At 66.3% G+C, this 19,851-nt stretch carries 24 protein-coding genes; 11 read left to right on the top strand and 13 right to left on the bottom strand.

Annotation, left to right across the window (positions count from 1 at the left end):
• Positions 1–22: 22 nt before the first annotated feature.
• From IB225_RS14020 to IB225_RS13990, 7 genes are all read right to left on the bottom strand, one after another.
• Positions 23–2,284 carry a thiamine pyrophosphate-dependent enzyme gene (locus IB225_RS14020; protein ID WP_192311811.1) on the bottom strand — a complete coding sequence of 754 codons (2,262 nt, stop codon included), beginning with the start codon at positions 2,282–2,284 and terminating at the stop codon, positions 23–25.
• A gap of 14 nt (positions 2,285–2,298) precedes the next feature.
• Positions 2,299–2,949, bottom strand: coding sequence for a glutathione S-transferase family protein (locus tag IB225_RS14015; RefSeq protein ID WP_192311810.1), 651 nt, complete (start codon positions 2,947–2,949; stop codon positions 2,299–2,301).
• Complete coding sequence (locus IB225_RS14010) at positions 2,939–3,427, bottom strand: hypothetical protein (protein WP_192311809.1); 489 nt, start codon at positions 3,425–3,427, stop codon at positions 2,939–2,941. Before IB225_RS14010 ends, IB225_RS14015 begins: the two co-directional genes overlap by 11 nt.
• Positions 3,424–3,975: a GNAT family N-acetyltransferase gene (locus IB225_RS14005; RefSeq protein ID WP_192311913.1), complete on the bottom strand. Its 552-nt coding sequence runs from the start codon at positions 3,973–3,975 to the stop codon at positions 3,424–3,426. Before IB225_RS14005 ends, IB225_RS14010 begins: the two co-directional genes overlap by 4 nt.
• 2 nt (positions 3,976–3,977) lie before the next feature.
• Positions 3,978–4,487 carry a hypothetical protein gene (locus IB225_RS14000; RefSeq protein ID WP_192311808.1) on the bottom strand — a complete coding sequence of 170 codons (510 nt, stop codon included), beginning with the start codon at positions 4,485–4,487 and terminating at the stop codon, positions 3,978–3,980.
• An 8-nt stretch (positions 4,488–4,495) separates the two neighbouring features.
• Positions 4,496–5,659, bottom strand: coding sequence for an acyl-CoA dehydrogenase family protein (locus IB225_RS13995; RefSeq protein ID WP_192311807.1), 1,164 nt, complete (start codon positions 5,657–5,659; stop codon positions 4,496–4,498).
• A 146-nt stretch (positions 5,660–5,805) separates the two neighbouring features.
• Positions 5,806–6,621: a glycine zipper 2TM domain-containing protein gene (locus tag IB225_RS13990; RefSeq protein ID WP_192311806.1), complete on the bottom strand. Its 816-nt coding sequence runs from the start codon at positions 6,619–6,621 to the stop codon at positions 5,806–5,808.
• A 173-nt stretch (positions 6,622–6,794) separates the two neighbouring features.
• Between IB225_RS13990 and IB225_RS13985 the strand changes: the two genes are divergently transcribed.
• Both IB225_RS13985 and IB225_RS13980 read left to right on the top strand, forming a co-directional pair.
• Complete coding sequence (locus IB225_RS13985; protein ID WP_192311805.1) at positions 6,795–7,028, top strand: DUF6116 family protein; 234 nt, start codon at positions 6,795–6,797, stop codon at positions 7,026–7,028.
• A gap of 4 nt (positions 7,029–7,032) precedes the next feature.
• Positions 7,033–7,806, top strand: a complete 774-nt coding sequence (locus IB225_RS13980) for a TatD family hydrolase (protein WP_192311804.1) — start codon at positions 7,033–7,035, stop codon at positions 7,804–7,806.
• 6 nt (positions 7,807–7,812) lie between these two features.
• Here the strand turns inward: IB225_RS13980 and IB225_RS13975 are convergent, their stop codons facing one another.
• Positions 7,813–9,135, bottom strand: a complete 1,323-nt coding sequence (locus IB225_RS13975; RefSeq protein ID WP_192311803.1) for a nuclear transport factor 2 family protein — start codon at positions 9,133–9,135, stop codon at positions 7,813–7,815.
• A 205-nt stretch (positions 9,136–9,340) separates the two neighbouring features.
• Positions 9,341–10,150, bottom strand: a complete 810-nt coding sequence (locus IB225_RS13970) for a tRNA threonylcarbamoyladenosine dehydratase (RefSeq protein WP_192311802.1) — start codon at positions 10,148–10,150, stop codon at positions 9,341–9,343.
• A gap of 76 nt (positions 10,151–10,226) precedes the next feature.
• Here IB225_RS13970 and IB225_RS13965 point away from each other — a divergent pair, with 76 nt between their 5' ends.
• Both IB225_RS13965 and IB225_RS13960 read left to right on the top strand, forming a co-directional pair.
• The gene (locus tag IB225_RS13965; protein WP_192311801.1) at positions 10,227–10,667 is read left to right on the top strand and encodes a cytochrome c; all 441 of its coding nucleotides are present in this window, start codon (positions 10,227–10,229) and stop codon (positions 10,665–10,667) included.
• Between the two features lie 140 nt (positions 10,668–10,807).
• Entirely contained in the window at positions 10,808–11,287 is a 480-nt protein-coding gene (locus IB225_RS13960; RefSeq protein WP_192311800.1) for a glycine zipper 2TM domain-containing protein, read from the top strand.
• 98 nt (positions 11,288–11,385) lie between these two features.
• Here IB225_RS13960 and IB225_RS13955 read toward each other — a convergent pair whose 3' ends face one another.
• Entirely contained in the window at positions 11,386–11,595 is a 210-nt protein-coding gene (locus tag IB225_RS13955; RefSeq protein ID WP_055944114.1) for a cold-shock protein, read from the bottom strand.
• 229 nt (positions 11,596–11,824) lie between these two features.
• Between IB225_RS13955 and IB225_RS13950 the strand changes: the two genes are divergently transcribed.
• From IB225_RS13950 to arsC, 3 genes are all read left to right on the top strand, one after another.
• Positions 11,825–12,310, top strand: coding sequence for a DUF456 domain-containing protein (locus tag IB225_RS13950; RefSeq protein ID WP_192311799.1), 486 nt, complete (start codon positions 11,825–11,827; stop codon positions 12,308–12,310).
• 67 nt (positions 12,311–12,377) lie between these two features.
• Positions 12,378–13,565: a phospholipase A gene (locus tag IB225_RS13945; protein WP_192311798.1), complete on the top strand. Its 1,188-nt coding sequence runs from the start codon at positions 12,378–12,380 to the stop codon at positions 13,563–13,565.
• On the top strand, positions 13,565–13,984 hold the full coding sequence (arsC, locus tag IB225_RS13940) for an arsenate reductase (glutaredoxin) (RefSeq protein WP_192311797.1): 420 nt from the start codon (positions 13,565–13,567) through the stop codon (positions 13,982–13,984). Before IB225_RS13945 ends, arsC begins: the two co-directional genes overlap by 1 nt.
• A gap of 27 nt (positions 13,985–14,011) precedes the next feature.
• Here the strand turns inward: arsC and IB225_RS13935 are convergent, their stop codons facing one another.
• From IB225_RS13935 to IB225_RS13925, 3 genes are read right to left on the bottom strand one after another with little or no spacing between them, the layout of a single operon-like run.
• Complete coding sequence (locus tag IB225_RS13935; protein WP_192311796.1) at positions 14,012–14,647, bottom strand: glutathione S-transferase family protein; 636 nt, start codon at positions 14,645–14,647, stop codon at positions 14,012–14,014.
• A 6-nt stretch (positions 14,648–14,653) separates the two neighbouring features.
• Complete coding sequence (locus tag IB225_RS13930; protein ID WP_192311795.1) at positions 14,654–14,968, bottom strand: hypothetical protein; 315 nt, start codon at positions 14,966–14,968, stop codon at positions 14,654–14,656.
• Between the two features lies 1 nt (position 14,969).
• Complete coding sequence (locus IB225_RS13925; protein ID WP_192311794.1) at positions 14,970–16,487, bottom strand: fumarate hydratase; 1,518 nt, start codon at positions 16,485–16,487, stop codon at positions 14,970–14,972.
• A gap of 114 nt (positions 16,488–16,601) precedes the next feature.
• Between IB225_RS13925 and IB225_RS13920 the strand changes: the two genes are divergently transcribed.
• From IB225_RS13920 to IB225_RS13905, 4 genes are all read left to right on the top strand, one after another.
• Positions 16,602–17,489, top strand: a complete 888-nt coding sequence (locus IB225_RS13920) for an RNA polymerase sigma-70 factor (protein ID WP_192311793.1) — start codon at positions 16,602–16,604, stop codon at positions 17,487–17,489.
• Positions 17,490–17,526: 37 nt separating this feature from the next.
• Positions 17,527–17,973, top strand: a complete 447-nt coding sequence (locus tag IB225_RS13915; RefSeq protein WP_192311792.1) for a carboxymuconolactone decarboxylase family protein — start codon at positions 17,527–17,529, stop codon at positions 17,971–17,973.
• Positions 17,974–18,019: 46 nt separating this feature from the next.
• Positions 18,020–18,664, top strand: a complete 645-nt coding sequence (locus IB225_RS13910; RefSeq protein WP_192311791.1) for a trimeric intracellular cation channel family protein — start codon at positions 18,020–18,022, stop codon at positions 18,662–18,664.
• A gap of 98 nt (positions 18,665–18,762) precedes the next feature.
• Positions 18,763–19,848 (top strand): histidine kinase, encoded by a 1,086-nt coding sequence (locus tag IB225_RS13905; RefSeq protein ID WP_192311790.1) that lies wholly within the window; start codon positions 18,763–18,765, stop codon positions 19,846–19,848.
• Positions 19,849–19,851: the final 3 nt, after the last annotated feature.

Here is a 19,851-nt window from a genome sequence, read left to right as displayed (position 1 = left end):
CCTCAGGGAATGATGGACGCCATCATGCCAGCCGGTCAGCCGCTGCGACGATATCGTCATCACCTGGCAGCACCAGGAAGGCCGCGCCGGCCAGCGGCGTATACGTGTCCGCGCCCACCACGCGCTGGAATGGCCGCGCACGATAGCCCGCCTCGGCGATGGCCGTAATGACGCCCTCGCCCACGCCGGCCGCATGGCGACCTTCGTCAACGATCAGGATGCGCTTGGCCGTCTTCGCCTGCTCTGCGATGAAGGTCTCGTTGAGGGGCACCAGCCAGCGAAGATCCACCACGCGCACCTTCCAGCCGTGCTTCTTCTCGATGCTGCGCGCGGCACGGAGGCTCATCGGCACGCCATTGCCGTAGGTGAAGATGACCAGATCACCCGCATCCTCGCCATACACGCGCCCCTCGCCCAGCAACATAGCCTCTTCCTGCGCCGGATAAGGGAACAGCCACTGGCCATCGCCGGCTTCGTGCAGGTCCTTGGTCATGTACAGCGCGATCGGCTCCAGGAATACGGTCACGCGGCCATCGACCTTCGCCAACGCCGCCAGCGTGCGCAGCATCATGGCGGCGTCGTCACCGCGAGAGGGGCAGCCGACAACGAGCCCCGGAATGTCGCGTAGCGCGGTGATCGAGTTGTCGTTGTGGAAATGCCCGCCGAATCCACGCTGATAGCCCAGACCGGCGATGCGCACCACCATCGGGTTGCGGTACTGGTTATTGCTGAAGAACTGCAGGCTGGCCGCCTCGCCGCGGATCTGGTCACAGGCGTTGTGGAAGTACGCCAGGTACTGGATCTCCGGGATCGGCAGCATGCCGAGATTGGCGTAGCCCTGCGCCAGGCCGAGGATCATCGTCTCGTCCAGCAACGTGTTGAACACGCGGGTGCCCTTGAACGCCTTCTGCAGGCCCTTGGTCACCGTGTAGACACCACCCTTCTGCGCCACGTCCTCGCCGAACAGCAGCGTTTCCGGATATTTGCAGAACAGGTCGTGCAGCGCGTTGTTGATCTGGATGGCCAGGTGACGCGGCGGCAGTTTCTCCGGCAGCTTGTCCTCGCTGCCGAACGCCGCGACGCGCGTGTCGTGGGGCGCGGTGCGCGCCGCTTCCTTGGCGACGGCCTCAGGCGTGTACGGGGCCAGCGGCGCCATTACGTGGTCCAGCGTGGTGATGCGCGGACGGCCATCGGCATCCTCCGCCGCCGCGAAGCAGCGCTTGCGCGTGGCTTCGTACAGCGCGAGCAAGGCATCCTTCGACAGCAGTCCGGACGCCAGCGCGATCGCCGCCGAGCGCAGCAGCGGATCGGTGGCTTCGACCGCGCACAGTTCCTCCAGCGGACGCCATTCGATCTCGAAGTCGGTGCCGGCGTGGCCCATGATCCGCGTGGTGCGCAGATGCAGGAACGTCGGGCGACGCGTGCGCCGGCAATGCTCGACCGCCGCCTGCACCTGGCCGTAGCCCGTCGCCAGATCCAGACCGTCGGCGTGGAAATAGTCCAGGTCCTTGCGATCCCGGAAGTTGCGACCAATCCAGCCATCAGGCGTCTTCACCGAGATGCCGATGCCGTTGTCCTCGCAGACGAACAGCACGGGTGCGGGAAGCTTTTGATAGGCCGTCCACGCTGCGGCGTTGAACGCGGTCTGCGCGGTGGCGTGGTTGCTCGACGCATCGCCGAACGAGCAGATCGCGATGCTGTCGTCCGGAATCGGCAGCGCGTGACCGATGCGACGCGCCTGCTCGATCGCCACAGCGGTGCCCAGCGCCTTGGGCAGGTGCGACGCGATGGTCGACGTCTGCGGCAACACCCACAACGGCCTGCTGCCCCAGACCTTGTGGCGGCCACCCGAGGCGGGATCCTCCGCGCTCGCCGCAAAGCTCAGCGCCGAGTCCATCACCGGATCCATGCCGGGCAATTTGCGGAAGCGCTCGGCCATGAACCCGCCGCTGCGGTAATGCAGGAAGGCCGGATCGGTATGCCGCGTCAAGCGCGCGACCATCGCATTGCCTTCGTGGCCGGAACTGCCGATGGTGTAGAAGACCTTGTTCTGCACACGCAGCACGCGCGCCATCAGGTCGAGGTGGCGCGAGATCAGTTGCGATTCCAGCAGTTCGATGAAGCCCTTCGCGTCCAGCGCGCTTCCCGGCAGGATGGCATCAGCCGAAGACGGCTTTGTACCGACGTGGCCATTCCAGTCCTTCACGAACTCGATGAAGTTCTGGTCGCAGATCTCGGCACGGTTGAGGCCCTTCATGCGGGCCGGAATCGGGTTTGCAGTCATGTGCTCGCTCAGGATCAGGAAGACGCCAGGCGTGCGGCGACATCGTCGCTGACGCCCGGCATGGGAACGAAAGCCTGCGTGGCGCGCACGCGCGCCAGCCAGTCGGTGATGCGGGGGTACGTGGACAGATCGAAGCCGCCATCGTCCGCACAGTGCGTGTAGGCGAACAGGGCGATGTCGGCGACGCCGTAGTCGGGGCCGGTGAACCAGGCCGCGTCCTGCAGATGCTTCTCCATGACGACCAGCGCCTGCCCGCCCCGCTCCAGCAACCGGGGCAGATCGGTGCGACGCGGGGAGTCGAGCGGCGTCCAGCCACGGATGAAGCGCGCAACTGCGATATAGGGCTCGTGGCTGTACTGCTCGAAGAACAGCCAGCTCAGCGCCTGCGCCCGCTGCCACGCGTCTGAGGGCAGGAAGGACGTGCCCTCGGCCAGCCAGCACAGAATCGCGTTCGACTCGACGAGGATGCCGCCGTCGGCGCGCGCCAGCATCGGCACCTTTCCGTTGGGATTCTTTGAGAGGTACTCCGCGGTGCGCGTGGCGCCGTTCGCACTGTCCACCTCAACCCAGTCGAAGCGACGTCCGAGTTGCTCAAGCAACAGGCGCACTTTGTGGCAGTTGCCCGACGTGGACATGCCGTAGACGGTGACGGACTCAGGCGACATGGGGATGCTCCGGCGACAGCGAAATACGGGCGGCTTTGGCAAGGTCCTTGTCGCGACCGAACGCCATCAGGATGCGGCGCTGGTCCGCCAGCGTCGGGATACGCACGGCATAGCCGGCGATATCGATCTGCAGGTCGTCGTGCACGCGAAGTTGCTGCCAGCCGGCGGCCGTCATCACTTCCAGAGCACCCATGACTTCGAGTGGCATCGGCAGATGCGTGAAGCGCGCGAAGGTGGAGCGGAAGCGTGCTTCGTCCGCTGGCAGGAACAATCGATCGACCTCGTCGGACCACGCCTCGCGCAGCCTGAGCGCATCGCTCCGGCTGCACAGTACATCGATGTCTCGAGGCTCGATGCCCGGAACGCCGGCGAGCTTCATGGCGGCGCTGCCGATGATCCACCACGGATCGCGGAAGGTCCGCGCCAACTCAGGCAAGGCGTGTTGCAGGCCTGCATGTAGCGCGGACGTCGAGGTCACGGATGCGCGGCCCTGCGTGCCTGCCACGCCGCGCGCGTCTGCCCCCAGACTTCCACTGGTTTCTCGTGGTGCGGCTCGGGCAGGCGATCCATCCGCAGGTAGGCCGACCCGAGTTTCGACGCAACCGCCTTGGAGTTGGTGTTCTGCGGATCGATGGTATGGATCACTTCATCCCAGCCCAGCTGATCGAACGCCCAGTCGATGCTGGCCGTCGCCGCTTCCGGCGCGTAGCCGCGCCCCCAGGCCTCACGGGCGATGCTCCAGCCCACCTCGGTGCCCGGCCAGCCTTCCGGCTGCCAGGGTCCTACCCGGCCGATCCAGCGACCACTGGCCTTCTCGATCACCGAGAACATGCCGAAGCCCTGCAGGTGCCAACTGCCCAGCGTTGCCGCCAGGCTGCGCCATGCAGGCGAACGCGCCAGCACGCCGCCGATGTAGCGCGTGGCTTCTTCGTCCGCACCGAAGGCCGCCCAGGACTCGTAGTCGCCCAGCCGCGGCAGGCGCAGCAGTAGGCGCGGGGTTTCGAGCTGCAGTGCGTCCAGCGCCAGACTCATGGTGTCTCCACTACGGGTTTACGCATGAAAGGATCGGGTGGACAAGATTTGGAGTTTCCCGCAACCCAGTCATTGACATGGGTTAAGAAAGATCGCTGCAACTCCACATTGCGCTCGTGGTAGGCAGTCACTCGGGTTCCCAGCTCGATCGAGTCAAGATCGACCTGCAGGAAAGCGGACTCAATCCAGCCGAACGCGCTTCTTGCACGCACCTGGATGTAAGCAGAACGTCCGTCCTCGGAACGCTCACCATGAACTGTGCGACTAGCCGCCGTCATGGATCCTACGACGCCGTAAACTCCTACCTTAGATGGGTCGGTAGTGCCTACATAACAAGCTTCGATCGCGGAAAGAAGCTCGGGAAACAGTTCGGCGACCGGCCTGGAAGAGACCGTCGCCTGGATTCCTGCATGTCGCTCACGAAGGAAGCCCGGACCCGTCTTGTCCTTGGCGAACGCGCCGCTGGAAAAGAGGGCTAGACACAACATCATCAGCCGCAATGGCATGTCGTTCCTCAGAACGCGTTGATGCCCGTCAACTCGCGACCGATCACCAACTGGTGCACGGTTTCCGTGCCTTCATAGGTAATCACCGATTCCAGGTTCAGCGCGTGGCGGATGGCCGCGTGCTCGGTGGTGATGCCAGCGCCGCCGAGCAAGTCGCGGCATTCGCGCGCGATGTCGATGGCCATGCGGCAGTTGTTCCACTTCGCCAGCGACACCTGCGACGGCGCCATGGTGCCGGCGTCCTTCAGGCGACCCAGCTGCAGCGACAGCAGCTGTGCCAGCGTGATGCGGCGGGCCATCTCGGCCATCTTGATCTGCGCGCTCTGCGTGGCCGCGACGGGGCGGTCGAACAGGATGCGCTCCTTCGTGTAGGCCAGCACCTCGTCCAGGCAGGCGATGGCGGCGCCGATCGGCCCCCAGGTGATGCCGTAGCGGGCCTGGGTCAGGCAGCCCAGCGGCCCCTTCAGGCCCTTGACGTTCGGTAGGCGGCTGCTGTCCGGCACGCGCACGTTGTCGAAGAACAGCGCGCTGGTCACCGAAGCACGCAGGCTCATCTTGTGCTTGATTTCCTGGGCAGTGAAACCCGCCATGCCCTTCTCGAGCAGGAAACCCTGGATGCCGTCGTCGGTCTGTGCCCAGACGATGGCGATATCGGCCAGGTTGCCGTTGGTGATCCACATCTTCGAGCCGTTGATGACCCAGTCGTCGCCATCGCGACGTGCGTGCGTCTTCATGTTGGCCGGATCGGAACCGCCGTGCGGCTCGGTCAGGCCGAAGCAGCCGATGACCTTGCCGGCCGCCATGTCGGGCAACCAGCGCTGGCGCTGCTCTTCGCTGCCGTACGCGTAGATGGGATACATGCACAGCGAGGACTGCACACTGACGAAGCTGCGGATGCCGCTGTCACCACGTTCCAGTTCCTGGCAGATCAGGCCGTAACTGACCGCGTTGAGGCCGGCACAGCCGTACTTCTCGGGGAGCGACGAGCCCAGCAGGCCCAGTTCGGCGATTTCCGGCACCAGTTCCTTCGGGAACCGGCCCTGGTCGAAGGCATCGCCGATGATCGGGCGCACCCGCTCGTCCGTGAAGCGGGCCACCGCGTCCTGCACGGCGCGCTCCTCTTCGCTCAGCAGGGAACGGACATCGAACAGGTCGTACGGGTTCAGGGCCATTGCGCTTCAACCGGCGTCGGGTATTCACCGCATTGTATGCGGTGCCCCTTGGCACCGGTAAGCGCCAGTCCGCAAAGCAAAGGCCGGCGAAACGCCGGCCTTTGCGGGGTGTCACGTTGAAACGCAGGCCCCGTGGGGCCGCCGCGTCAGCCCTTGTCGGGCGTATCGACGCTGGCGGTCTGCGTCACCACCTGGCCGTCGATCACCGGCAGGCGGTCACCCGGCTTCTGGTCCAGACGGATGGTCTTGTCCTGGCCTTCGAAGCGGTAGGTCACGTCGTAACCGATGACCTTGTCGGTGGTGCCCAGGGCGATGCGGTTACCCGGCTTGCTGTCCATGCGCATCGTGCCGGTGGAGCCATCCGGGTTGCGGTACGTGACGTTATAGCCCGTGACACGCGAAGACTCGGACGTCGCGTTCTCGGTATGGCACTGGCGCTCGGTGCGATTGACCACCTTGCCGCCCACGTGGCGCTTGTCCACCTGGTTGCCAATGGCGCCACCGGCCACCGCGCCGGCCACCGTCGCGGCCTTCTTGCCACTGCCACTGCCCACCTGGTTGCCCAGCAGGCCGCCGATCACTGCGCCCGCCACCGTGCCGCCGACGTTGCCATCGCGCTCCGCCAGTCGCTCCTGCACCACGACGTCTTCGCAGACCTCGCGCGGGGTGCTGGTGGTGGTGGTTTCGCGCACTGCTTCGGTGCCGATCACCGTGGCATAGAGCTTCTCGGAGCTGGTGACGGGATCGGCCTTCACCACGGTGGCGTACTGAAGGGTACCCGTGGGGATCTCGTTGTCGGTGGCTGCCGTGTCATCCGCGATCAGCGTGCCATCCGCGGCAGTGACCAGACCGCCCTGATCTGCGGGGCTCTTGTCCCCGCCCTTGAGGAATGCGGCGGTGGCCACGCCGCCCACCAGCAGCGCGCCGACGGCGACAAGAATCGTTGTGGTATTGCTCTTCATCGCTGCCTCCAAGTCGGGCCTTGCCCGGTTCACATTGGTCATCATTGCACCACTGCGAACCTGAACCAAGTACCCGCGGACGCCCACGAAAAACAACGAAAAATGAACGGTTCCGTCGCGTGCCGATCATGCTAGCGTGATGCTCATCCCATACCGGCCGAGGTGCCGCCACGATGCCTAGTCCCTTGCTGCTCCCCGTGCTCGAGTGGGCGCGCAGGCTGCGTTATCCCACGCTGTTCAAGATCACCGCCGCGCTGTTCGTGATCAGCGTGCTGCTGCCTCCGGGCCTCGACCCGATCCCGCTCCTCGACGAAGTGCTGTTCGGACTCGGCACGTTACTGCTTGCCAACTGGAAGCGCAGGAAAGATCCGCCGTCCTCGATCGAAGCGCCTGACGCACGCCGCTGACACCATGCTGGTCGACAGCCACAGTCATTTCGACGCACCGGAGTTCGATGCCGACCGCAGCGCCGCGCTGGCGCGCGCACGCGCAGCCGGCGTCACGCGCCAGGTCGTGCCCGCGGTGGCAGCGACCGGCTGGCCGAAACTGCGCGACATCTGCGCAGGCGATGCAGGGCTATTCGCAGCCTACGGCCTGCACCCCATGTATCTCGAAGAGCACGAGCCCGCGCATCTGGGTGAGCTGCGCACGTGGATCGAACGCGAGCAACCCGTGGCCGTCGGCGAATGCGGACTCGACTTCTTCGTGGAAGGACTGGATGCACAGGCGCAGCAGCACTACTTCGATGGCCAGTTGCGGCTGGCGCGCGAATTCGACCTGCCTTTGATCGTGCATGCGCGCCGCGCGGTGGACACCGTGATCGCGTCGATCCGGCGCATCGGCGGACTGCGCGGCGTGGTGCACAGCTTTTCCGGCAGCCCCGAGCAGGCTCGCCAGCTTTGGCAACTGGGCTTCCTGATAGGACTTGGCGGCCCCGTGACCTATGAGCGGGCGAATCGCCTTCGCGCCCTCGCCCGCACGATGCCGCTCGATTACCTGCTGCTGGAGACCGACGCGCCCGACCAGCCCGATGCCGGCATTCGCGGGCAACGCAACGAACCCTCGCGACTTCCCGCGGTGCGCGATGTGATCGCGGAACTGCGTGGGGTTTCGGCGATGGACATCGCGACGGCGACCACACGCAACGCCGAGCGGCTTTTCAGGCTGACGCCCTCCCCGGCCTGATCAACATCAGGGTGCGGCCTGCGCCGCCGGCGGCGTCCAGGCATGGTAGGCCTTGACCGCGATCCTCCATTCGCCGTCATGACGCAGCAGCGTCATGTGGTCCAAGGCTTTCATGTCGGGGTAATCCAGCTCGATCACCGCCGTGGCCACATCACCGGTCACGGTGATCTGCCGGATCGTGCGGCGTCGTGCGTGCTCGTCCGCCGGGCGACGCTCGCTGGCGGAGGCGGCGATGTAGTCGCTGGCCGGCCATTGCCGGTACCGGCCGTCCTTGTAGCCCACGAGAATCGCGTCGGAGGCGAAGGCGCGCTCGAAGTGGCGGCGACCGCCGGTCGCATGACCATCCAGGTAAGCCTGCAGCGGCAGCCGCACGGCAGGTACGTCTTCGCCGCTGGCGCTTTGCACCGGGTCTCCGGCAATCGCCACCACGACCTTGCCCCGAGTACTGCCTGCGCGATTGTGCTGTTGCGCCTGGGTGATCTGGTGCAACGGGTAAATGCCATCGATATGAACACCCAACTTGCCCGTGGCAATCAGGTCGGCGACTCCATTCAAACCCGCCTGGACATCCCACGGCGCCGTCGCGGGGCAGACAATGCGGCCCGATCTGCAGACCTCATCCGACATGCGCCCGGCCAACGAAACCAGCCGTCCGCCCATGCGCAGAACCTGCGGCGAGCGGGTCAATGTGTCACCGCCCACCGCATCCACCACGATATCGACATCGCGCACGACATCTTCGAATCGTACGGCGCGATAGTCGATCACCTCATCTGCACCCAACGCTCTCAGGTAGGCGTGATTCCGTGCAGATGCCGTGGCGATGACGTACGCACCGCGGGCTTTCGCCAGCTGCACGACGATTGAACCGACACCGCCCGCTCCGCCATGCACCAGCACGCGCTCGCCGGCCTGCACGTCCGCACCCGCGACCAGATAGCGCCAGGCGGCAACGGCGACCGTGGGATAGGCCGCCGCTTCCTGCAAGGTGAAGGCCGATGGTGCGCGCACGACCGCATCGACGGGCGCTGCGACGTACTCCGCGTAGCTTCCCGATCGCTCCCGTGGGTCCACGATGCCGGCGACCCGGTCGCCGCATGCGAACGTGGTGACGCCGGGCGCCACCCCCACGATCTCACCGGAAAAGTCGCCCCCCGGCGTCGCCGGCAGCGGCAGGCGTCCGGCCTCCTGCAGCTTCCAGTCGACCGGGTTGATGCTGGCGTAATGGACCTTCACCAGTATCTCGCCCGGGCGCAACGAGGGCACGGGGACACGCTCCACCCGAAGAGCGTCAGGCCCACCGACCACGTGCAGGCGCGCGGCACGCATGTCGCCAGGGAGCGTCGCACAGACCTGCGCGGTCGCGGTGAGGGGCAGCAGGAGGAGCAGGATCGGGAGAAAGCGACCGCGCATGGACAGATATGACCTGGGATGGGGGCGGCACTATCTGCCCCACATCGCTCCGGAGAAAGACCGTTGAGACGAACTGTCGTGCGGCTGCGGCGAACCGATGCCGCCCAGCGTCAATGGCCGCCTACAAGCTCTCCGGCTGATTGCTGCGCGGCTTGCCCAGCAGTTCCAGCGCCTTGCCTACCATCGCGAACGCGAACGCACCGGTGATATGCGTGGCCGCCCCGAGGCCGACACCGCAATCCAGTTTCAGTGCGGCGTCCGCGCCCAACTGCGGACGCAGACCGCAGACGCTGCCGTTGGCTTGCGGGTACTTGACGTTCTCCAGCGAATAGACCGCCTGGACGCCGAAGTAGCGATCCTTGTTCTTCGGGAAGTTGAAATCCGACCGCAACTTCTTCCGCACCAAGGCGAGCAGTGCGTCGTGCTCGGTGCGCGACAGGTCGCGCAGCCGGATCTGGGTGGGATCGGTGCGCCCTCCGGCCGAACCCGATACCACGATCGGCAACTTGCGTCGGCGGCACCAGGCGATCATTTCGACCTTGACGCGAAAACTGTCGCAAGCGTCGAGCACCAGATCGAAACCACGGTCTAGCAGTTCACTCATATTGGTGGACGTGAGGAACTGCGGCACGACATCGACCTCGATCAGCGGATTGATCGCGCGGCAGCGATCGGCCATGGCCTCGGCCTTGTTGCGACCGTAATGACCCTCGAGTGCGGGCAGCTGACGGTTGGTGTTGGACACGCAAATGTCGTCGGCATCGATCAATGTGAGATGACCGATGCCCGAGCGCGCCAGCGCCTCCACCACCCACGAGCCGACACCGCCCATCCCGACCACCGCCACGCGCGCCGCCGCATGGCGCTCGACCGAGCCGACGCCGTAAAGGCGGTCGATGCCGGCGAACCGGTCCCTGAGTTCTTTCTTCATGCCAGTAGTTTAAGCCGTGGCGCACACGATGACGGGCGTCGTACCATCGCGGCGTCATCCACCCGGAGCCCGCCACATGGCCAGCCAACCCGAGACAAAGAAGCCCTCCGCCGCATCGCGCTACCTGTTCCTGTTCCTGATCGGCCTCGTTGTGGGCGCCATCTGCACGGTCATGGCGCTGCGCGCCATCCAGGCAAGACAGGATCCGTTCCCGGACAGCGTGATGCACGTGATGGCCAAGCACTCCGGGCAACTGGCGGACAAGGTCAAGCAGAACCGCTGTGCCGCCACGGACACCATTCCGCATGTGCGCACCCTGCGCGCGATGGCGAACGATCTGGACATGGCGTTCCCCGGCATCGCCGATGACCCGCGGTTCAAGACGCATACCAGCCAGTTCCGCGCCGACCTCGACGCTGCCCTGAGCGCCCCGCCGACGGATTGCGCTGCTGCCGGCGCGCTGGTCGAAAAAGTCGGTGGCGACTGCAAGGCGTGTCACCAGGACTTCCGCGGCTGAGCCGGTCGCGCGACTGAATCGCTCCTGACATCCGGGCCGCGCAAGCGGCCCGATTGTCGTGATGTTCACGCGGCGATGTGGAGCATGCGCCTCGAAGGGACCGCATCACATTGACGGGCCCACCATCCCAGGAGGCACCCATGAACATGCGTCTTCTCGCCATCGGCCTGACCGCCACCGTCGCCCTCGCGGGTTGCGCCAGCACGTCGCCCGGCTACAGCAGCGGTGGCTATAACGGTGGTGGCTACAACAGCGCCCCAGCCAGTCGCTACTGTGCCGACTGCGGCATCGTCGAACGCATCGACGTGGTGCCGTCGGGACGTAGCGCACCTTCGGCCACCGGTGCGGTACTGGGTGGCATCGTCGGCGCCGTCGCCGGTCGCCAGATCTCCGACCGTACGGGCGGCAGCGAAGGCAACAAGAATGTCTCCACCGTCGCGGGTGCCGTCGCGGGCGCCGCTGCCGGTAATGCGATCCAGAACCGCACCACCGGCGATACCTACAATGTCACCGTCCGCATGGACGATGGTCGCCGCGTGACGATCAGCCAGCGCGACCTGGGCGGCGTGCGCGAGAACACCTACGTCCGCATCCAGAACGGACGCGTGGTGATCCGCTGATCATCCGCTCCTCTACGAGCACAAAGAAAAAGCCCGGCGTCAGCCGGGCTTTTTCTTGCGGAGCACGCGCCGTAGCGCGGTTCGGCGATTCCTTCAGTTCAGACCGGCTGCACGGCGTCGGCCTGCAGGCCCTTCTGGCCCTGCACGACGGTGAAGCTGACCTTCTGGCCTTCCTTCAGGCTCTTGAAGCCCTGGGTCTGGATGGCGCGGAAATGCACGAACACGTCTTCACCATTCTCGCGGCTGATGAAGCCGAAGCCCTTGGCATCGTTGAACCATTTGACGGTTCCGGTTTCACGATCAGACATCTACTTGCTCCTTGAAACGGGTGGTGGTTACGCCTGCTGGGCGGCTGGTTGCAAGGAGGAAGCGAGGTACAACGATGCAGCGGATCATGGATCTACCCCATCAGGCCACGATTCACGGTGACCTTGGCAACGGCAGCGGCCGCACAGTAACCCGGCATTTGGCAAAATGCAAACGCTTGAACGGAAAAGTCAAGCCCCCAGCAACCCATTGATTCCCTAGGAGATTTGATTGGACATCCAGATGCTCTACTACACCTTGGCCGTGTTGCTGATCCTGGTGGGCATCGCCGGGGTGATCCTGCCGGCCCTGCCCGGCCTGCCGCTGGTGTTCGCCGGCATGCTGCTGGCGGCCTGGGCGGGCGACTTCCAGCAGATCGGCTGGGTGACGCTGGTGGTGCTTGGCCTGCTGACGGCGCTGTCGTTCGCGGCCGACATCTTCTCCACTGCCGTCGGGGCGCAGCGCGTCGGCGCCAGCAGGAAGGCACTGTGGGGCACCGTGATCGGCACGTTCGCCGGCCTGTTCTTCATGCCCATCGGCCTGTTCGCCGGCCCCTTCGTCGGTGCACTGGTAGGCGAGCTGTGGCACGGGCGCGAACTGGGACAGGCTGCCAAGGTCGGTCTCGGGACCTGGCTGGGCATCGCACTGGGCGTGGTGCTGAAGCTGGGCCTGACCTTCGCGATGCTCGGCCTGTTCGTGTTCGCCTGGATTTTCTGAGCGACCCCGGCACGTGCCGCCCCCATCGACTGGCAGAATGTCGGCCTCCTCCTGCTCGAGCCTTCGCATGACGCATCGCATCCGACTGCTGCCACTGGCCATCGGCATCTCCCTGTCGTTCGCAAGCCAGGCGCAGGAGAGTCCCCCGGTGACGAGCGCGGCCGAAGCCTGCTTCCTGCTTGAGAACGACGCCGCCCGCCTCGCCTGTTACGACGGGGCACTCGGCCGCACGGCGGCCGACACGCGCCGCGCCGACGAAGAAGCATTGGCCGCCAAGCAGGCCGAGGCAGAAGCACGGGCGCAGGCCCGCGAGCAGGCACGTGCGCAGGCCGAAGCCGCCAAGGCCGCGGACCTGCCGCTGAGCGAACGCACCCGCCGCCGCATGGGCGCCTGGTTCCGCGTCGACGAGGCCGCCGAGGCCGACCTGATCGCCAACGCGGGCCGCGGTTCGCTGCTCGACAGCCGTTGGGAACTGGCCAAGGACTCCAAGCTCGGCGTGTTCCAACTGCGTGCCTACAAGCCGATGTATCTCCTGCCGGCCTTCTGGACCAGCCAGGTCAACGAGACGCCTTCGTCGCCCAACCCCGACAACACCGTCACCGAAGCCCAGGACCTGCAGGACATCGAGGCCAAGTTCCAGCTGAGTTTCAAGACCAAGTTCGCGGAGAACGTGTTCGGCGACAACGGCGACATCTGGGGTGCCTACACCCAGAGCTCGCGCTGGCAGGTCTACAACGGCGAGGAATCGCGGCCGTTCCGCGAGACCAACTACGAACCGGAAGTGATGCTGGTGTTCCGCAACAACTACAGCATCGCCGGCTGGAAGGGCCGCATGGCCGGCATCGGCATCAACCACCAGTCCAACGGCCGCAGCGACCCGCTGTCGCGCAGCTGGAACCGCGTCATCGCCACCATCGGCCTGGACCGCGAGAACTGGGCCTTCGTGGTGCGCCCGTGGTACCGCGTGCCGGACGGCAACGACGACGACAATCCCGACATCGAGGATTACATCGGCCGCGGCGATGCGATGCTGACCTACGCGCGCGGCGGCCATGTCTTCACCGTGCTCGGCCGGCACTCGCTGCGCGGCGGCGACCAGTCGCACGGTGCGCTGCAGGTGGACTACGGTTTCCCGATCAACCGCGCCTTCCGTGGCCACGTGCAGGTCTTCCACGGCTACGGCGAAAGCCTGATCGACTACAACCACAAGGCCACCTACGTCGGCCTGGGCATCTCGCTGCTGGACTGGTACTGATGGACGACGTGACGATCTACCACAACCCCGCCTGTGGCACCTCGCGCAACACGCTGGGACTGATCCGCAACGCCGGCATCGAACCGCGCGTCATCGAGTACCTGAAAACACCACCGGACCGCGCCACGCTGCTGTCGCTGATCACTGCCATGCAGGTGCCGGTGCGCGATGTAGTGCGCACGAAGGAACCGCTGTACGCCGACCTCGGTCTGGCCGAGGCCGACGACCACGCACTGGTCGAGGCGATGCTCGCGCACCCGGTGCTGATCAACCGTCCGATGGTCGTCACGACGCTGGGAACGAAGCTGTGCCGCCCTTCGGAAGTCGTGCTGGACATCCTGCCGCAGCCGCAACGCGGCGCCTTCAGCAAAGAGGACGGCGAACCCGTCGTCGATGCGGCCGGAAACCGCATCGGCTGACCGGAGCACTTCGACAGGGCGCCCGGCTCATGTCCAGTCGGTCAGGCCCTCACGGGCATAGACTTCCTTGAAGCTCGGCAATGCCTTCATGCGCTGCGCGTAGGCCTGCAGCGCCGGCCAGGTGTCGGTCGGCGTCGGCATGTTGCGCGACCAGCGCATCAGCATGGTCAGCAGGAAGTCGGCCGCCGTGCGCTGGGCACCCAGCAGGTACGGGCCGTGCGTATGCAGATGGTCGGCGACCTGCCCCCACGCCTTCTCCAGCTTCGCCCGTGCGTGATCCTGCGTGGCCTGCACGTTGGCTTCGCCGGCGATCTCGTCCGAATAGAACCAGGCGCGGTAGGCCGGCATCAGGGTGTTGGCGCAGAACAGCATCCAGCGGTAGTACTGCGCGCGCTGCGTGCTCGCCACGGCCGGTGCCAGCTCCGCGCGCGGATGCGTGTCGGCCAGGTGCATCAGAATGGCCGCGGTCTCGGTGATCACCTGTCCGTCCATCACCAGCGTGGGGACCACACCGGCCGGATTGAGCTTCAGGTAGTCGTCCGACTTCTGGTCGCGCTTGTCGAAGTCCAGCTCGTGCAGCTCATGCGGGATGCCGAGTTCGATCAGCAGCCAGTGCACGACTAGGCTGGCGGTGCTGCGGGAGTAGTAGAGCTTCGTGGTCATATGCGCTCAGAAGTAGGTGACGCCGGTGATCCGGTCGTTGGCGACGTGGAAGGAGATGTCACCGACCTCCACGACCTCGGGATGATCCTTGACGATGACGCCGCGCTTCCGCGCGGCTTCGGCAGCTTGCAGCAAGTCCGCACGCGTGCGTCCCACCCATTGCTCACGCACGAAAGACAGCGCCAGCTCGCTCCGCTCCTCCAGATAGCCGACCTGCGACCGTGCATCGGTCAGCGCGGAACCACCGTTCAGCAACGCGAAGCCCATCAGGGCGGCGGCCCCCAGCGACACCACGCAGATCAGCCAGGGGACGTACTTCATCTCAGGCCACCATCACCGGAATCTTCCCGATCCGCGCCTGCCATTCCTTCGGTCCCGTCTGGTGGACCGACGTGCCCTGCGAATCGACCGCGACGGTGACCGGCATGTCCTGCACGGTGAACTCGTAGATCGCCTCCATGCCCAGGTCGGCGAAGCCGACGACCTTCGCCGCCTTGATCGCCTTCGACACCAGGTAGGCCGCGCCGCCGACCGCCATCAGATAGGCCGACTGGTGCTTCTTGATCGCCTCGATCGCCGTCGGGCCGCGTTCGGCCTTGCCGACCATGCCCAGCAGGCCGGTCTGCGCCAGCACCTGCTCGGTGAACTTGTCCATGCGCGTCGCGGTGGTCGGGCCTGCGGGGCCGACGACCTCGTCGCGGACCGGATCGACCGGGCCCACGTAGTAGATGAAACGACCCTTCAGGTCGACCGGTAGCGACTCGCCCTTGTTGAGCATGTCGACCATGCGCTTGTGCGCGGCATCGCGGCCGGTCAGCAGCTTGCCGTTGAGCAGCAGCACTTCGCCCGGCTTCCAGCTGGCGACATCGGCCGGGGTCAGCGTATCGAGATCGACACGGCGGCCCTTCGAGGCGTCGTAGGTCAGTTCCGGCCAGTCTTCCAGCGACGGCGGATCCAGCATCACCGGACCGCTGCCGTCGAGGGTGAAGTGCGCATGGCGGGTGGCGGCGCAGTTCGGGATCATCGCGACCGGCAGGTTGGCCGCGTGGGTCGGATAATCCTTGACCTTGATGTCGAGCACCGTGGTCAGGCCGCCCAGGCCCTGCGCGCCGATGCCGAGCGCGTTGACCTTCTCGTACAGCTCCAGCCGCAGTTCCTCGGCGCGATTGCTGGCACCGCGCGCCTGCAGGTCGGTGATGTCGATAGGCTCCATCAGCGATTCCTTCGCCAACAGCATCGCCTTCTCGGCCGTGCCGCCGATGCCGATGCCGAGCATGCCCGGCGGGCACCAGCCGGCGCCCATCGTCGGCACGGTCTTCAGCACCCAGTCGACGATGGAGTCGGACGGGTTGAGCATCGCGAACTTCGACTTCGCCTCCGAACCGCCGCCCTTGGCGGCGACGATCACGTCGACGGTGTTGCCCGGCACCACCTTCACGTTGACCACGCCCGGCGTGTTGTCCTTGGTGTTGGTGCGCTTGCCGGCCGGATCGGCCAGCACGCTGGCGCGCAGCTTGTTGTCGGGGTGGTTGTAAGCGCGGCGCACGCCCTCGTGGACCATGTCCTCCACGCCCATCGTGGCGTCGTCCCAGCGCACGTCCATGCCGATCTCGAGGAACACGGTGACGATGCCGGTGTCCTGGCAGATCGGGCGATGACCCTCGGCGCACATGCGCGAGTTGATCAGGATCTGGGCGATGGCGTCCTTGGCCGCCGGGGACTCTTCGCGCTCGTAGGCGGCGGCGAGGTTCTGGATGTAGTCGACCGGGTGGTAATAGCTGATGTACTGCAGGCCGTCGGCGATGGATTGGATGAGGTCTTCTTGCTTGATCGAGGTCATGGGACGTAAAGCCGGGGGCTGCCGGTGGGGTAGCGGGCGGAAGCCGCCATTTTAGGCCAAAGTGGCGCCTCGACCGGTTGTCACGCCACGCCGCCCTGCCCCGTCTTTGGTCGCATGAACGCCGAAACCACCTTCGAAACCCACCGCGCCCGCCTGTTCGGGCTGTCCTACCGCCTGCTCGGCAGCCGCAGCGACGCCGAAGATGTTGTCCAGGACACCTGGCTGCGCTGGCATCAGACCGATCGCAGCGGCATCCGCGACGCGGAGGCCTGGCTGGTCACCGCAGCCACCCGCCTGGGCATCGACCGGCTGCGCGCGGCCCGCATCCAGCGAGAGCGCTACACGGGCCCCTGGCTGCCCGAGCCGGCCGAGATCGATGAGTCGCCCACGCCGGAACACTCGGCCGAAGTCGCCGAACAGGTCTCGCTGGCCTTCCTGGCGGTGCTGGAGCGGCTGGGCCCGGAAGAACGTGCGGCCTTCCTGCTGAAGGAAGCCTTCGACTACGACTATGCGCAGATCGCGCCGCTGCTGGGCCAGAGCGAAGCCAACTGCCGGCAGATGGTCCACCGCGCCCGCGAACGCGTGCAGGCGGCCAGACCGCGCTTCGACGTGCCCCCGGAGAACCATCGCCGCCTGCTGGAGCGTTTCATGCAGGCGGCGCGCCGTGGCGACCAGCCCGCCATCACCGCCTTGCTGCGCGAAGACGCGCAACTGGTCTCCGACGGCGGCGGCAAGGGACAGGCGGTCATCCGTCCGTTGCTGGGCGCGGTGCGCATCGCACGGCTGTTCTGGGCGGCCTACCGCCGGCAGGACCCCGCCATCGCCTGGCGCATGGGCACTGTCAACGGCGAACCCGCGATCCTGCGCTATCGCGATGGCGCGCTGGTCGCGGTGATGGTGGCCGTGAGCGACGGCGACCGCATCACCGAGCTGTACACCGTGGCCAACCCGGACAAATTGGGCGCGAGTGTCACGGCCGGCAGCGGTGGCGCGTCCTGGTAGTGAAGGTGGCCAGCGTGGCCGCCATTGAGGCACTGACATGAGCATGAAATTCCACCGCGTCGATTACCCCAAGCACGTCCCCGAGGCCTTCCGCAGCCTGTATGCCACCAGCACGGCGCTCCACAACGGCGCGCTGGGCAAGGAATTCCTGGAACTGGTGTTCCTGCGTGTTTCGCAGATCAACGGCTGCGCCTACTGCATGGACATGCACAGCACGGCGTTGCGCAAGGCCGGCGTGGAGACGCGCAAGCTCGACACGCTCGCCGGTTGGCGCGACAGCCGGTTCTTCGATGCGCGCGAAGGCGCTGCGCTGGCCTGGGCCGAACAGCTCACCACGCTGCCGTCCGGTGCGCCGGCCGACGCCACCTACGAGGCGCTGAAGGACCACTTCGACGAACACGGCATCGCCGAACTGACGATGGCCGTGGCGACGATCAACGCCTGGAACCGGCTGGGCGTGGGCATGCAGCCGATCCTGCCCTGACCGGTCGACGCTCGCAGGGCCGCCATGCCGGCGGCACAATGCCGGCATGGATACCCTCGTCCTCCTCCTCGACCTGGTCGGCACCTTCGTGTTCGCACTCAGCGGCGCGACGCTGGGCGTGCGCCGCCGCCTCGACATCTTCGGGGTGCTGGTGCTGTCGTTCATCGCCGCCACCGCCGGCGGCATCACCCGCGACCTGCTGATCGGCGCCACGCCGCCGGCGGCGCTCAGCGACTGGCGCTATCCGGTGACCTCCCTGGCGGCCGGCATCGTGACGTTCTTCTGGGTGCCGCTGATCGAGAAGCTCCACCACCCCGTCCGCCTGTTCGATGCGATGGGGCTGGCGCTGTTCGCCGTCGCCGGCACGCAGAAAGCGCTGGAGTACGGCATCTCGCCGCCGATGGCCGCCGGCATGGGCATGCTGACCGGCATCGGGGGCGGCATCGCTCGCGACGTCTTGCTGGCGCAGGTGCCGCTGGTGCTGCGCGCGGAGTTGTACGCGGTGGCGGCGCTGGCGGGTGCACTGGTCGTCGCCGGAGGGCATTGGATGGGGTTGCCCGTCGTCCCCTGCGCGCTCGTCGGCGCGGCACTGTGCTTCGGCCTGCGCATGATGGCAGTGACCTATGGGTGGCATCTCCCGATTGCCCTGCAGTCCGGTGGCGACGGTGAACCGCCGGGACCGCTGAAGTAGCCCCGGATGCGCCCAAGCGTGCCGGGCCGCCGACAAGCCGTGCAGGCGCGTGGCGACCGGGGCGTTAGCATGGCGCCACCTGCGTCCCGATCGACATCATGGCCATCGCCACCTCCCATCCGCTGGCCCTGCCCCGCCAGCACATCTTCTGGCTGCTGCACCTGACAGGCTGGAGCGCCTACTTCGCCCAGGGCTGCCTGTACGCCGTTGCCCACGGCAAACCCTCGGGTTACTGGGTGGTGCCGGCCACGGCCGCGACCATGGGTGCGCTGGTCACGCTGGGGTTGCGCTTCGTGCTGAAGCGCTACTGGAGCCTGCCGCCACGCCCGCTGCTGGCGCTGATGATCCCGCTGGTGCTCGCCAGTTCGGCGCTGATCGATTTCGTCACCCGCGAAGTGCTGGTCGACTTCTGCGAAACCTGCAAGCCGGCCACGCAACTGGAGTTCATCGCCTATTCGCTGGGTTACATCTACGTGTTGCTGGCCTGGGTGGGCGCCTACATGGGCATCAAGTACTACCAGCAATTGCAGGACGAAACCGCGCGCGCCCTGGCCGCCCGCAGCATGGCGCACCAGGCGCAGCTGAAGATGCTGCGCTACCAGTTGAACCCCCACTTCCTGTTCAACACGCTCAATGCCATTTCCACCCTGATCCTGGATCGCGACAACGCCACCGCCAACCGTATGGTGCAGAGCCTGTCGTCGTTCCTGCGCCATTCGCTGGACAACGACCCGATGCAGCGCGTCACGCTGAGGCAGGAACTGGACGCCTTGACGCTGTACCTGGACATCGAGAAGATCCGTTTCGCCGAGCGCCTGCGCATCGAAACCGCCATCGAAGAAGACTGCTGGCGTGCGCTGCTGCCCAGCTTGCTACTGCAGCCGCTGGTCGAGAACGCCATCAAGTACGCCGTCGCCAAGCAGGTTGCCGGCGGCCTGCTGCGGATCGAGGCCGAACGCGAGGGCGACCAGCTGGTACTGCGCGTGATCGACGACGGTCCTGGCTGCAGCGCACTCGAAGGCGACCAGTTGCCGCCCGGCAAGGGCGTGGGGCTGCGCAATACGCGTGAACGGCTGCATGTGCTGTACGGCGAAGCGAGCGGCTTCTCGGTGCGCAACCATGACCGCGGTATCGAGGTAACGCTGCGGCTGCCGTTCGAAACCTCGCAGACGCTGGGAGACTGACGC

The organism is Pseudoxanthomonas sp. PXM02, from assembly GCF_014851805.1.
GTDB lineage: Bacteria > Pseudomonadota > Gammaproteobacteria > Xanthomonadales > Xanthomonadaceae > Pseudoxanthomonas_A.
This window is presented reverse-complemented; position numbering and strand designations above follow the sequence as displayed.